This window comes from Klenkia terrae, from assembly GCF_900491935.1.
GTDB classification, from domain to species: Bacteria; Actinomycetota; Actinomycetes; order Mycobacteriales; family Geodermatophilaceae; genus Klenkia; species Klenkia terrae.
Map to the genome: position 1 here is coordinate 4,336,657 of NZ_UEXK01000004.1, position 12,394 is coordinate 4,349,050.

Sequence of the window (12,394 nt, forward strand, 5' to 3'; positions counted from 1 at the left end):
AGACGGGGTGGGGGTCAGGTGCGGGTGCGGGCGCGGGACCGCTGCCGCGCGCGCGGGGTGGGCGGCAGGTCGAGGCCGGCCACCACCTGGTTGCGGATCGTGCCGATGCCCTCGACGGTCATCTCGACGACATCGCCGACCTGCAGCGGGGGCGGTGCGGCGTCCCCGTCGCGGCCCCACAGCTCGGCCAGGCAGCCGCCGTTGCCGCAGGTGCCCGAGCCGAGCACGTCCCCGGCCAGCAGCCGGGTGCCGCGGCCGGCGTAGACGACCAGCTCCTCGAACGGCCAGCCCATGTTGGACAGCAGGTCCTGCCCGATCAGCTGCCCGTTGACGGTGACCCGCATGTCCAGGGCCAGGAAGCCCTCGGCGTCGCGGTACTGCTCGAGCTCGTCGGCGGTGACCAGCCACGGGCCCAGCGTCGTGGCGGAGTCCTTGCCCTTGGCCGGGCCGAGGCTGACCTGCATCTCGGCGGCCTGCAGGTCCCGGGCCGACCAGTCGTTGAGCACGGTGTAGCCGAACAGCGCCTCGCGGGCCTGCTCCGGGGTGGGGGAGGAGAGGTCGGCGCCGAGCACCGCGGCGACCTCGAGCTCGAAGTCGAAGCGCTGCGACCCCGGCGGGACGGCGACGTCGTCGTGCGCCCCGACCAGGGCGAAGGGGTGGGTGAAGTAGAACGTGGGTGCGGCGTACCAGCGCTCGGGCACCCCGCCGACGCCGTCGATGCTCTTGCGGACGCCCTCGACGTGCTCCTCGAAGGTGACGAAGTCGCGCACCGTCGGCGGCTGCAGCGGCGGCAGCAGCCGGACGGCGTCCAGCGGCAGCGCCGGGCCCTCGAGGGCCTGCTCGCCCGCGGCCAGCGCCGTGGGCAGGCCGGAGCGGACCAGGTCCAGCACGGTGGTGCCGGGCAGGGCGTGCACGCCGGCGTCGGAGACGACGCCGGCGCTGACCACGCCCTCGTGGAGGTAGGTGGCGAACCGCATCAGACGGGCGGGGCCACGAAGAGGCCCTTGTCCGGGTCGTTGAACGACTTCTGCGCCACGAACTCGTTCATCGCGTTCGCGGTGCCCCACTGGTCGCTGACCTCGGGGTTGGAGAAGTCGTACAGCGAGGGGTGCCAGGTGTCCTCGTCGACCAGGTCCAGCTCGGTCGTGTACTCCACGGTGTTGCCGTGCGGGTCCAGGAAGTAGGAGAACGTGTTGTTCCCGGCCATGTGCCGGCCCGGGCCCCAGATCTTCTCCACGCCCGCGCGCAGCGCCCGGCCGGTGCCGCGCATGTACTCGTCGATGCCGCGCAGCTCGAAGGAGGCGTGGTGCAGCGAGGGGTGCGGCCCGCGGGCGACGGCGAGGCTGTGGTGCCAGGCATTGGTGCGGAGGAAATACATCATGTTGCCCATCCGCGGGTGCATGAGGGTGTCCGACAGCGCGAAGCCGAAGTGCTGCTCGTAGAACGCGACGGTCTTCTCCGGCTCGCTGGAGTTGATCACCACGTGCGACAGGCGCACCGGGATCGACTCGCCCTCCTCGATCTTGCGGTGCTCGCGGACGGCGACGTCGGCGGAGACCTCGACGGTGCGGCCCTCGTTGTCGAAGAACCGGAAGCCGTACCCGCCGCCGGGGGTCTGCAGCTCGGTCGGCTCGTGCACCAGCTGGACGCCGGCGGTGGCCATCCGGGCGGCCAGGGTGTCCACGTCGGCGCGGTTCGCGGCACCGAAGGAGATCAGGTCGATCCGCTTGTCGGCGGCCTCGCGGAGCCGGACGACGTACTGCTCCGGGCTGCCCTCGGCGGCCAGGAAGGACAGGCCGCTGTCGGTCGTCTCCTCCTTCAGGCCCCAGGTGTTGGTGAAGAAGTCGGTCTGGGTGCGCAGGTCCGGCACGGCCAGGTCGATGTGCCGCAGGTGGGTGATCAGGCGGGTCTTCTCGGGTGCGGTCATGGGTGGCTCCTCGTGGTGCGGGGGGTTCAGGCGGGCTGGCTGACGAGCATCGCGACGCTGCGCATCAGCGCCGGGATGTCGCCCTGGACGTGGTCGAGCTGCCACTGGGCGAGCTGGTTGGAGGCCTCGACGACGGTGCGGGCGCGCTCGACCCGCCGGTCGTGGAAGGCGTCCCACAGGTCCTGGTCCAGGACCTCGCGGGTGGTGAGGAGGTCGCCGAGGACGGCGGCGTCCTCCAGGGCCTGCGCGCCGCCCTGGGCCACGGTGGGCGGGCAGGTGTGCGCGGCGTCGCCGATCACCACGACCCGGCCGCGGTTCCACGGCGCGGCCAGCAGGTGGGTCTCGAACCAGGTGTAGTTGACCCGGTCGGGGTCGGTCAGCGTCTCGCGGATCTCGTCCCACGGCCCGTGGTAGGCCCCGGCCAGGCCGCGCATCGTGTCCAGCTGCTCCTGCGGGGTCAGCGTGGAGCGGTCCTGGGCGTCCTCGACGATGTAGGCGTAGATCGAGTCCTCGCCGGTCGGGCAGTAGCCGGCGATGTAGGCCGGGCCGCCGTAGAAGAGGTCGGTGCGGGTGACGCTCTCCGGCCGGGGGCCGAACGCGCGCCAGATGCCCATGCCGATCGACCGGGTCTCCAGCCCGATGCCCAGCATCCGGCGGGTCCAGGACCGGACGCCGTCGGCGCCGATGACCAGGTCGTAGCGGCGCGAGGTGCCGTCGGAGAACGTGACGTCGACGCCGTCGTCGTCCTGGACCAGCTCGGTGGTGGTGGTCGCGTACCGCAGCTGGACGCCGACCTCGCGGGCCCGGTCGTGCAGTAGGCCCGCCAGGTCGGGGCGGGTCATCCCCATCGCGGCCGGGTAGTCCGGGCCGCCGGTCTTGGCGTCGGGCACCTCGAAGAGCACCGTGCCGGCCGGGTCGGGCGCCCGGATGCCGGTCACGTCGAAGGCGTAGCCGCGCTCGCGGGCCTGCTCCCAGACGCCCAGGTGGTCCAGCTCCCGCAGGGCGTTGCCCTGCAGGGTGATGCCGGACCCGAGGGCGGCCGCGTCGGGCTTGATCTCCACCAGGTCCACCGCGACCCCGGCCTGGGCCAGGTGCACCGCGACGGCGGCACCGGCCAGACCTCCGCCGATGACCAGGACGTCCTGCACTGCGCTCACGGGGGGATCTCCTACTTGACGGCGATCGGGGCCACGGGGGCACCGACCGCTCCGGTGACGGGGAGCGGCGGGGCGGCGAGGAGGAACTCGTGGACGCCGTCGGACGCGCAGTCCGCGGCGAGCTCCTCCAGGTCCCACATCTCGCCGAGGAACAGGCCCAGGTGCGGGATGGCGACCTGGTGGAAGGGCTGGAAGGTGGGGACGGCGACCTCGCTGGGCCGGACCTCGACCCCCCAGGTGTCGGTGGCGACGGCGGCGACGTCGTGCGCGCGCAGCCAGTCCAGGGAGGTGAAGGACAGGCCGGGGGACTCCCCGCCGGCGTAGTCGCCCCAGCCGGTGCCGGCGGCGATGGAGCGGCGGGCGCGGGACAGCCGGCCGGTGCGGACCAGCAGCAGGTCCCCGCTGGTGACCTCGACGCCGGCGGCGGCCGCGGTGGCGTCCAGGTGCTCGGGGGTGATCGCGAACCCGTCGGGCAGCTCGGCGGTCTCGGGCTCGAGGTGGCGGGCGACGTCGAGCAGCACGCCGCGGCCGACGAAGCGGCCGGCGGTGGTCTCGATGCCGGTGGTGTTGTCGCCCTCGCTGGTCACGATCGCACCGGCCCGGCGGCCGTTGTAGGCCTTGCCGTGGTCGAAGATGTGGCCCAGGCCGTCCCACTGCGTGGAGGCCTGCAGCGGCATGGTGATCATGTCGTCGGCGCCGCCGATGCCGTGCGGGAAGGCGGGGATGCCGGCCTCGGCGTCCAGGCCGGTGCCCAGCATGGCGTGCACGGGGTTGACCCGGCGCAGCCAGCCCTTCTGCGGGCCGTCGGTGTTGAAGTGCTGGGTCAGGTCGAAGCTGACGCCGCTGCGCACCAGGGCGGCGGCCTGCACCCGCTTCTCGGGGGTGAGCAGGTTCAGGGTGCCCAGGACGTCGTCCTCGCCCCACCGCCCCCAGTTCGAGACGCGTGCCGCGGCGGCGGCGATCGTGGCCTCGGGGTCCTGCGGGTCCAGCACGGGGATACCTCCTGCGTCGACGGTGACCAGGAGCACTGTCGTCGCCGCCGGGGCATCAGGGAAGCCCGGAGTGGTGATGCAGGTCATCAGCTCCGTGGATGGAGCCGATGCCCGGCAGACGGTCAGCCGTCGAGCACGGTCCACAGGTGCGCGATGCGGCCGTCGACCACCTGCGCGACGTCCAGCCCGCCGAGGACCGGGTCGCCGCCGGGCGGGCCGAGCCGCCAGGCGCGCATGCCCAGGTCGGCCACGCCGCGGTACGGGCCCTCGGGCACGAAGACGAAGCCGGGGCCCTGCGCGAGCAGCCCGGAGACGGTGTCGGCCAGCGCCCGCTGCCCGGTGACGGTGCGCTCGGCGTCGCTGAAGACGACGTCCTCGGTGAACACCTCGGCGATCACCGACCCCCGCCGCTGCGGGTCCGGCTCGTTGAACACGCCGGAGATCATCCGGCCCAGCAGTTCCTCGGCGGTCGGTACGGACTCGGTCACGGGGGACCCTCTCCACTCGGTCGGCACGGGCTCCCGCAAGTTACATGAGATGTCACCCAATGGGTGGTCGATGGCCGGGCCGGGGGCGTGGGAGCGTGGGGCGGTGTCCGCCGAGGTCGAGGTGCCGCCCGAGTCACCGTTCGCCCTGCTCACCGCCGCGGAGCGCCGGGCCTGGTTCGCCTTCATGAAGGTGCAGCTGCGGCTGCGGTACGAGATGAACCGGCAGCTGCAGGCCGACAGCGGGATCTCGCTGGCCGACTACGACCTGCTGGTGGCGCTGACCAGCGACCCCGCCGGCACGATGGCGATGTCCGCCCTCGCCGCCCGGATCGGCACCGAGCGCAGCCGGACCTCCCACCACGCCAAGCGGATGGCGACCCGGGGCCTGGTGTCCCTGGGCGCCGCCGCGGACGACCGGCGGGTGACCGAGGGGTCGCTGACCGACCAGGGCCGGGCCACGCTGCTGGCCGCCGCCCCGCGGCACGTCGAGCTGGTGCGGGCGATGTTCCTGGACGACCTCGGGCCGGCCGCGCTGGACGAGCTGAGCGGGGCACTGGAGCAGGGCTACGACCGGATCATCGAGCAGGGGACGCTGCCCCGCCCCGCGGACCACCCCTAGCGGCCCGGTGCCGCGGAGTCCACCCGGCGCGCGCGGTCGTGGTGGGCCAGCGCGTGGTGCGGGTCCTCGGCGGTGCGGGCCGGGCTGACGTGCACGGTGGCGTCGACGAGCTTCGGGACGTCGTGCAGCAGCCGGTGGTGGACGTCGACGGCGATGTCGTGGCCGGCGACGACGCCCAGGGCCGGGTCGACCGTGACCGCCACCTCGGCGCGGATGCGGTGCCCGGTCCAGCGCACCCGGAGCCGCTCGACGTCCAGGACGCCGGGGGTGGATCGGACGGTGGCCTCGGCGGTGTCGAGCACCTCGGGCTCGACGGCGTCCATGAGGCGCCGGTAGACGTCGCGGGCTGCGCTCTTGAGCACCAGCAGGATGGCCACGGTGATGGCCAGCCCGACCAAGGGGTCGGCGAGCGGGAAGCCGGCGAGCACCCCGAGCGCGCCGACGACGACGGCGAGGGACGTGAGGCCGTCGGTGCGGGCGTGCAGGCCGTCGGCGACCAGTGCTGCGGAGCCGATGCGGCGGCCGACGCGGATTCGGTAGAGGGCGACGAGTTCGTTGCCGGCGGCGCCGACGAGGCCGGCGGCGATGACGACCCCGACGTCCGTGATGGGCTGTGGATCGAGGAGTCGGTGGATGGATTCGTAGCCGGCCAGCACCGCCGACAGGGCGATCATCGCGACGATGAAGACGCCGGCGAGGTCCTCGGCGCGGTCGTAGCCGTAGGTGTAGCGGCGGGAGGCGGCGCGGCGGCCGAGCCGGAACGCGATCCACAGCGGGACGGCGGTCAGTGCGTCGGAGAAGTTGTGCACGGTGTCGGCGAGCAGGGCGATGGACCCGGTGAACCAGACGACGACGGACTGGGCGATCGCCGTCACCAGCAGGACGACGAGGCTGATCTTGAGCGCGCGGATGCCCTCGGCGCTGGACTCCAGGGCGGTGTCGATGGAGTCGGCCGAGTCGTGGCTGTGCGGGCGGAGGACGCCCAGCACGAACCCCTTGAGCCCGGTCGAGTGGTCGTGGCCGTGCTCCCCGTGCGGGTGCTCCCCGTGGTGGTGCCCGTGGGGCGCGGTCACGACGAGACCTCGCCCCGGGAGGTCGGGAGGGTGCTGACGCCGGCGTCCGGGCGGTGGTGGTCCGGGACGGCGGCGGTGGCGTGGTCGGCGTTGTAGACCGCGTCGGTGACCAGCTGGGCGATGTGGTCGTTCTCCAGTCGGTAGTAGACCGACGTGCCCTCCCGGCGGGTCTGCACCAGGCGGGTCATCCGCAGCTTGGCCAGGTGCTGGGACACCGAGGCCGGGGTCTTCCCGACGTGGTCGGCGAGCTCGTTGACCGACAGCTCACGGTCGATCAGCGCCCACAGCAGCTGGATGCGGGTGGCGTCGGAGAGCATCCGGAACACCTCGACCGCCAGGTCGACCTGCTCGCCCGGCAGCACCGCGCGGCGTGCTCCGCTGTCCGCATCCATATGCAGACAATAGAGGACGCTCGCTCGACACGGCAGATGCAACTGTGGTTGCCTCGCCGCCGTGGTCGGGCCGAGCGGGGCGGAGTGGGTCGTGCTGAGCTACCGGCTGCCCCGGGAGCCGTCCGGTCCGCGGACGACGTTGTGGCGCCGGTTGAAGCGGCTGGGCGTGGGGTCCCTGGGCGACGGGGTGGTGTGCCTGCCCGCGGACGCCCGTACCCGCGAGGAGTTCGAGTGGCTGGCCGCCGACGTCCACGCCCACGGCGGGCGGGCCGGGGTCTGGACGGCCCGGGCGCTCACCGTCGAGCACGAGCATCAGGTGCTCGCCGAGATGGGGGCGGCGCGTGCGGCCGAGTACGACGCCGTTGCCGCCGCGGCGGCGACCGCCACCGCGGGCCCGGATCCCGGCAGCCGGCGGCGGGAGCTGGGCCGCCTGCGCCGGGAGCTGCGCGCGGTGGCGCGCCGCGACTTCACCGGGCGCCCCGAGCGCGACGCGGCGGAGCGGGCCCTGGCCGAGCTCGTGCCCTCGGCCGCCGAGGTCACCGCCCCGGCGGGCGACCGGTCGTGAGGTGGGCGACCCGGGCCGGGGTGCACGTCGACCGGGCTGCGTGCGCCTGGCTGATCCGCCGGCACATCGACCCGGCCGCGGAGTTCGTGTTCCTCGACGACTGGTCCGACCCGGGCTCGCTGCCCGCCGACCTGGTCCTGTTCGACGTGCCGGGCACCGGGATCGGGCACGTCGGCCGGGACTGTGCACCTTCGAGACCCTGCTGCGGCTGCACGAGCTGGCCGACCCGGTGCTGTGGCGGATCGCGGAGGTCGTGCACGCCGCCGACCTCGACGACGACCTGTTCGACGCACCCGAGGCGCCCGGCGTGGACGCGGTGGTCCGCGGCCTGACCATGACCGGCACCGACCCGTAGACCCTCGCCGTCCCCGACGCGGTCTTCGACGCCCTGCACGAGTTCCACCGCCAGCGGCTGCTCCGCGGCCGCCAACCGTCCTGCCCCCCCCCGAGACCTCGAGGACGACGACCGATGAACCCGGACCCCGCCGCCCCCGCGGGCACGCCGCCGACCGACGGCTCCCTCGACGGGCAGTCGACGGTGCCCTTCGGCACGGCCGTGCGCGCCTGGTTCGCCATCTCGCTGCAGACCTTCGGCGGGCCCGCCGGCCAGATCGCGGTGATGCAGCGCAGCCTGGTCGAGGAGAAGCGGTGGATCGGCCAGCGCCGATTCCTGCACGCGATGAACTACTGCATGCTGCTGCCCGGCCCCGAGGCCCAGCAGCTGGCCACCTACGTGGGCTGGTTGCTGCACGGCACCCGCGGGGGACTGGTGGCCGGCGGGCTCTTCGTGCTGCCGGGGCTGCTCGCCCTCCTGGGGTTGTCGGCGGTCTACGTCGCCTTCGGCACCACGGTCGCCGTCCTCGCGGTCTTCGCCGGGCTCGCGCCAGCGGTGCTCCCCGTCGTCGCACAGGCCGTCACCCGGGTCGGTAAGCGGGCGCTGACCAGCCCCGCGCTGGTCGCGATCGCGGTCGGTGCCTTCCTGGCGCTGACGCTCCTGCAGGTGCCGTTCCCGCTGGTGGTGGAGCTGGCCGGGGCGGCCGGGTGGGCGATGGGCCGGTTCCGGCCGGGCCTGCTCGCCGAGCGGGCGAAGGCCGCCGAGGCCGACGACGGACCCCCGCCGGTGATCCCCGACGACGTGCTGCACACCGAGGCGCCCTCGTGGCGGCGCACCCTGAGGGTGCTGGTGGTCGGCCTGGTGGCCTGGGGGGTGCCGATCGCGGTGGGCCGGCAGCACGCTCACCGACCAGGGCCTGTTCTTCTCCGGCGCCGCCGTGGTCACCTTCGGCGGCGCCTACGCCGTGCTGGCCTACGTCGCGCAGCAAGCCGTCGCCGTCTACGGCTGGCTCAGCCCCGGGGAGATGGTCCGGGGCTTGGCGCTGGCCGAGTCCACTCCGGGGCCCTTGATCATTGTCGTGCAGTTCCTGGCGTTCCTGGGCGCGTACCGGGCGCCCGGCGACCTGGACCCCTGGGAGGCCGCGGTGCTCGCCTCGCTGCTGGTCACCTGGGTGACCTTCGTGCCGAGCTTCCTGTTCGTCCTGCTCGGCGCCCCGTACATGGAGCGGCTGCGCGGCAACCGCAGCCTCTCGGCGGCGCTGACCGGCATCACCGCCGCCGTGGTCGGGGTGATCGCCAACCTGGGGGTCTACTTCGCCGTGCACACCCTGTTCCGGGAGAGCAGCGCGGCGTCCTGGGGCTCGTTCGCGCTGGAGGTCCCCGACGTCGGCACGCTGCGCTGGGTCGCCGTCGTGCTGACCGTGGTGGCGGCCGTCCTGCTGTTCCGGCTGAAGCTCCCCGTGCTGAAGACCCTGGGGATCTGTGCCGGGCTGGGGCTGGCCGCCGGGCTCGCCGGGCTGCCGGTCTCGTGAGCACGGCGGGGCGGGGCGCGCGGGGACTTGCAGACCCCTTGGTCCCGTCACCGCGCCTCACTAGGTTGACGGTCATGCGACCACCGGCTCCCGCGCGCACCCGGCCCCGTCGGGTCGCACCGACCGGCTGAGGCCGGGATGCCCCCGACACCCGGGCCAGCGGCGGTCGCCCCCGACGGCGTCCCGCCGGCCCTGGACGAGCTGACCTCGCTGGCCCGCCAGCTGCTGGGCTCGGCCGCGGCGCTGGGGAGCATCGTGCGCGCGGACACCCCGCAGTGGCTGGCCTCCGCCCCGGACTCGGCACCGGTCGACCAGGACCTGCCGGCGCACGCGGTGTGGACGGCGCCCACAGTCTTCTGCCAGCAGGTGGTGGCCACCGGCGCCCCGCTGCTGGTGCCCGACACCCGGGAGCTGGCCGACGACGCCGCGGTGCCCAGCGACGCCCTCGTCGACCTGCACACCCGCGCCTACTGCGGCGTCCCGCTCACCGGGGCCGCCGGTGAGGTGGTCGGCGTCCTCTGCGCGGTGGAGACCGCCCCGCGGTCGTGGACCGCGGCGGACGTGCGCGCCCTGACCCAGCTCGCCGTGCTCGCCTCGTCCGAGCTGGCCGCCCGCCAGCGGGGTGCGGAGTCCGCGGTGTCCCAGCGGCGGGCCGAGAACGCCACCGGCCACGCCCAGCTGCTGCTGCGGCTGTCCGAGGCGCTGGCCGACACCGCCACCGTGGCCGACGTCGCCCGCGAGGTCTCCGTCGCCGCGGCCGAGACGCTGGGCGTGCCCTGGTCCTACGTCGGGCTGCTCGACGGCCGCGCCCCGGTCGTCCGCTTCGTCCCGGTCCCCGGTCGGGACGGCGACGAGGACCCGGCGTGGCAGTCGGTGCCGCTCGGGGACGCCGACCCCGCCGGGTGGGTCGGCGTGCACGGCGAGCCGATCTTCTTCGAGGACGCCGCCGCGCTGCTGGCCCGGCACCCGGGCACCTGGTCGCCCGAGGACGGGCCGGTGGCCTACGAGGCGACCGCGCACCTGCCGCTGTCGGTCGGTGGCCGGCAGATCGGCGTGCTGAGCCTGGTCTTCGACCGCGTGCGGCGCTGGACCGCGCAGGACAAGGCGGCCAAGCTGGCGCTGGCCCGGTACACCGCGCAGGCCCTGGACCGGGCGCTGCTGCTGGCCGACCGGGTGTCGGTGGCCCGCACCCTGCAGCGGGCGATGATGACCGACCTGCCCGAGCCCGACCACCTGCACGTCGCCGCCCGGTACGTGCCGGCCAGCGGGTCCGACCAGGTCGGCGGTGACTGGTACGACGCGTTCCTGACCCCCGACGGCGCCACCGAGCTGGCGATCGGGGACGTGACCGGGCACGACATCGTGGCCGCGGCGACGATGGGCCAGCTCCGCTCGATCCTGCGCGGCTACGGCGTGGACCGCGACGAGGTGCCCTCGCAGACCCTGCGCCGGCTGGACCGGGCCATGACCGCGCTGCGGATCGACACGCTGGCCACGGTGCTGCTGGCCCGGGTCGAGCAGACCGACTCCGACGAGCGGGCCGGGCTGCGCCGGCTGCGCTGGTCCAGCGCCGGGCACCCCCCGCCCGTGCTGGTGCACGACGACGGCCGCACCGAGGTGCTCTGGCGGGCCGCGGACCCCCTGCTCGGCCTGGGCACCGAACCGGCGCGGCACGACCACGTCGTCGCCCTGCCGCCGGGCTCGACCCTGGTGCTGTACACCGACGGGCTGGTCGAGCGGCGCCGGGAGGACCTGGACGCCGCGATCGCCGCGCTCGCCGCCCAGCTGGGCCGCCTGCACCACCTGCCGCTGGACGAGCTGCTGGACGAGGTGGTCGCCACCGCCGACCAGGGTGGGGACGACGACGTCGTCGTCCTCGCGGTCCGCCTGCACCCCGAGGACCGCCCGACCCCGTAGCGGCTGGCCCGGAGCTCAGAGGTCGGCGGCGTCCACGTCGCCGGCGACCACCGCAGCGCCGACGGCGTCGGTGGTGGTGTCCAGGTCCACCGCGCGCCGGCGGATGACCTGCAGGGCCTCGTCGGCGTCCAGGGGGTGGCGGGCCATGAGCATGCCGATGGCCTGCCAGGTGACCAGGCGGGGAGCCGCGGCGCCCCGGAACCAGGGACTCCCCGCCTGCCCGGACCCGACCGGCCGGAGCATCGCGCCGAGGGTCAGGTGCTGGGCGACCAGGTCGCCCGTGACCACGGCGGTGAAGGTGTCCAGGCCGCGGAGACCGTCGTCGTCGGCGAGGTAGAGGTCCAGGGCGCCGAAGCCTCGACCCCGGTCCCGCAGCGGCAGCGAGGCGACCGCGGTGTAGGAGGTGCGCCGACGCAGCAGGTCGTGGAACCCCGGCCAGCGTCGTGCCATGTCCACGTCGTCGCTGAAGGTGGGGTGCCCGATGCGGTGCACGGCCAGGCAGGGGCCCTCGCCGGCGGTGAACTGCAGCTGCTCCGCCATCGCGGCCTCGGCGTTCGACGCGCCCACCGGGAGCCGGCGCAGGGGCTCGTCGGTGAGCAGGCTGATCCCGGCGGCGGCGGTCCCCAGCACCGCCGCGGCCGTGCGGGCCAGCCGGACCGGCAGGTCCTGCGCGCCGCCGTCGCCGTCCGGCTCCTGCGCGGTCAGCGCGGCGGCGAACCGTTCCTCGATCGACGCGGTGGACCCGGCCCCGGTCATGGCCGGCCCGCGTCGTCGTCGGTCCGCCGGGCGCTGGCCATGATCTCGGCGGCCAGCAGGCGGAGTTTCTTGTTCTCCCGCTGGGACATCGCCGACAGCAGCGCGAAGGCCTGGTCGGCGTCGATGCCGTGCCGGCCCATGAGCAGCCCCTTTGCCTGCTCGATGACCGCGCGGTGGGCGGTGGCCTCCTGCAGCTGCTCGACGGTGCGGGCCAGGCCGTCGTAGCTGTGCTTGTTGCTGATCGCCACGGCTGCGCGACCGGCCAGCCCGACCGCCACCTCGACGGCGGGCGGGCCGAAGCGGTCGGGAAGCGCATCTCGGGGACCAGGATGATCCCGCCGGACACCGCGGACTCCAGGCACGGGCCGTGGTCCAGGCCGAACTGGACCTCGTCGAGCTCGAAGGCGAGCAGCCCGGTCCACGAGGCCGCCGAGGGCCGGCCCCGCTCGACGAGGGTGACCGAGGCCTCGACGTCGGCGCCGAGCATCGTCTTGGCGGCCCCGGCGACCTTGGTCAGCACCGACCGCATCGACTCCCTGCTCATCAGCAGGGTCTGCATGGGGTCCATGGCCGGCGAGCCGGGGCCCTGGTCGGGCCCCGCACCGGGGTCGGTGTGCTGGGACGTCATGGTGGCTCGTCTCCC

14 protein-coding genes and 2 pseudogenes are annotated in these 12,394 nt (G+C 74.5%); 7 read left to right on the forward strand and 9 right to left on the reverse strand.

Annotated elements, in window-relative coordinates:
• Positions 1-14 precede the first annotated feature (14 nt).
• The 5 genes from LFA75_RS21495 to LFA75_RS21515 form a co-directional block, all read right to left on the reverse strand.
• Entirely contained in the window at positions 15-977 is a 963-nt protein-coding gene (locus LFA75_RS21495) for a fumarylacetoacetate hydrolase family protein (protein WP_225235621.1), read from the reverse strand.
• On the reverse strand, positions 977-1,927 hold the full coding sequence (locus tag LFA75_RS21500; RefSeq protein WP_225235622.1) for a VOC family protein: 951 nt from the start codon (positions 1,925-1,927) through the stop codon (positions 977-979). Before LFA75_RS21500 ends, LFA75_RS21495 begins: the two co-directional genes overlap by 1 nt.
• A gap of 26 nt (positions 1,928-1,953) precedes the next feature.
• Complete coding sequence (locus LFA75_RS21505; protein WP_225235623.1) at positions 1,954-3,084, reverse strand: FAD-dependent monooxygenase; 1,131 nt, start codon at positions 3,082-3,084, stop codon at positions 1,954-1,956.
• An 11-nt stretch (positions 3,085-3,095) separates the two neighbouring features.
• Positions 3,096-4,076 carry a cyclase family protein gene (locus tag LFA75_RS21510; protein WP_225235624.1) on the reverse strand — a complete coding sequence of 327 codons (981 nt, stop codon included), beginning with the start codon at positions 4,074-4,076 and terminating at the stop codon, positions 3,096-3,098.
• Between the two features lie 122 nt (positions 4,077-4,198).
• Positions 4,199-4,564, reverse strand: a complete 366-nt coding sequence (locus LFA75_RS21515) for a nuclear transport factor 2 family protein (RefSeq protein ID WP_225235625.1) — start codon at positions 4,562-4,564, stop codon at positions 4,199-4,201.
• Positions 4,565-4,667: 103 nt separating this feature from the next.
• On the opposite strand from LFA75_RS21515, the gene LFA75_RS21520 reads away from it, so the two are divergent.
• On the forward strand, positions 4,668-5,183 hold the full coding sequence (locus LFA75_RS21520) for a MarR family winged helix-turn-helix transcriptional regulator (RefSeq protein ID WP_225235626.1): 516 nt from the start codon (positions 4,668-4,670) through the stop codon (positions 5,181-5,183).
• Here LFA75_RS21520 and LFA75_RS21525 read toward each other — a convergent pair.
• Both LFA75_RS21525 and LFA75_RS21530 read right to left on the reverse strand, forming a co-directional pair.
• Positions 5,180-6,256, reverse strand: a complete 1,077-nt coding sequence (locus LFA75_RS21525; RefSeq protein ID WP_225235627.1) for a cation diffusion facilitator family transporter — start codon at positions 6,254-6,256, stop codon at positions 5,180-5,182. The two genes, LFA75_RS21520 and LFA75_RS21525, sit on opposite strands and share 4 nt — an antisense overlap.
• Complete coding sequence (locus tag LFA75_RS21530) at positions 6,253-6,648, reverse strand: ArsR/SmtB family transcription factor (RefSeq protein ID WP_225235628.1); 396 nt, start codon at positions 6,646-6,648, stop codon at positions 6,253-6,255. Before LFA75_RS21530 ends, LFA75_RS21525 begins: the two co-directional genes overlap by 4 nt.
• A gap of 61 nt (positions 6,649-6,709) precedes the next feature.
• Here LFA75_RS21530 and LFA75_RS21535 point away from each other — a divergent pair, with 61 nt between their 5' ends.
• The 6 genes and pseudogenes from LFA75_RS21535 (at position 6,710) to LFA75_RS21555 (ending at position 10,995) form a co-directional block, all read left to right on the forward strand.
• Positions 6,710-7,213 (forward strand): Chromate resistance protein ChrB, encoded by a 504-nt coding sequence (locus tag LFA75_RS21535; protein ID WP_225235629.1) that lies wholly within the window; start codon positions 6,710-6,712, stop codon positions 7,211-7,213.
• Positions 7,210-7,374 (forward strand): annotated as a pseudogene (locus LFA75_RS24190) (chromate resistance protein ChrB domain-containing protein); the annotation flags it as partial. The gene LFA75_RS21535 and the pseudogene LFA75_RS24190, both read left to right, overlap by 4 nt.
• A gap of 20 nt (positions 7,375-7,394) precedes the next feature.
• On the forward strand, positions 7,395-7,568 hold the full coding sequence (locus tag LFA75_RS24195) for a chromate resistance protein ChrB domain-containing protein (RefSeq protein WP_404820980.1): 174 nt from the start codon (positions 7,395-7,397) through the stop codon (positions 7,566-7,568).
• Between the two features lie 114 nt (positions 7,569-7,682).
• Positions 7,683-8,198: pseudogene (locus tag LFA75_RS23940) on the forward strand (chromate transporter); the annotation flags it as partial.
• 286 nt (positions 8,199-8,484) lie between these two features.
• Positions 8,485-9,078 carry a chromate transporter gene (locus LFA75_RS21550; RefSeq protein ID WP_263639406.1) on the forward strand — a complete coding sequence of 198 codons (594 nt, stop codon included), beginning with the start codon at positions 8,485-8,487 and terminating at the stop codon, positions 9,076-9,078.
• 138 nt (positions 9,079-9,216) lie between these two features.
• Positions 9,217-10,995, forward strand: coding sequence for a GAF domain-containing SpoIIE family protein phosphatase (locus LFA75_RS21555; protein ID WP_225235630.1), 1,779 nt, complete (start codon positions 9,217-9,219; stop codon positions 10,993-10,995).
• A 15-nt stretch (positions 10,996-11,010) separates the two neighbouring features.
• Here LFA75_RS21555 and LFA75_RS21560 read toward each other — a convergent pair whose 3' ends face one another.
• Together LFA75_RS21560 and LFA75_RS21565 are read right to left on the reverse strand one after the other, a co-directional pair.
• A complete protein-coding gene (locus LFA75_RS21560) occupies positions 11,011-11,751 on the reverse strand; it encodes an ANTAR domain-containing protein (RefSeq protein ID WP_225235631.1) in 741 nt (246 codons plus the stop codon).
• Positions 11,748-11,999 (reverse strand): ANTAR domain-containing response regulator, encoded by a 252-nt coding sequence (locus LFA75_RS21565; RefSeq protein WP_225235632.1) that lies wholly within the window; start codon positions 11,997-11,999, stop codon positions 11,748-11,750. The genes LFA75_RS21560 and LFA75_RS21565 overlap by 4 nt, the downstream gene beginning before the upstream one ends.
• Positions 12,000-12,394 lie beyond the last annotated feature (395 nt).

Bases quoted from the DNA above. Each gene is read 5' to 3' on its own strand.
- LFA75_RS21495 (WP_225235621.1), bottom strand. From the start codon at position 977: ATGCGGTTCGCCACCTACCTCCACGAGGGCGTGGTCAGCGCCGGCGTC.
- LFA75_RS21500 (WP_225235622.1), bottom strand. From the start codon at position 1,927: ATGACCGCACCCGAGAAGACCCGCCTGATCACCCACCTGCGGCACATC.
- LFA75_RS21530 (WP_225235628.1), bottom strand. From the start codon at position 6,648: ATGGATGCGGACAGCGGAGCACGCCGCGCGGTGCTGCCGGGCGAGCAG.
- LFA75_RS21555 (WP_225235630.1), top strand. From the start codon at position 9,217: ATGCCCCCGACACCCGGGCCAGCGGCGGTCGCCCCCGACGGCGTCCCG.
- LFA75_RS21560 (WP_225235631.1), bottom strand. From the start codon at position 11,751: ATGACCGGGGCCGGGTCCACCGCGTCGATCGAGGAACGGTTCGCCGCC.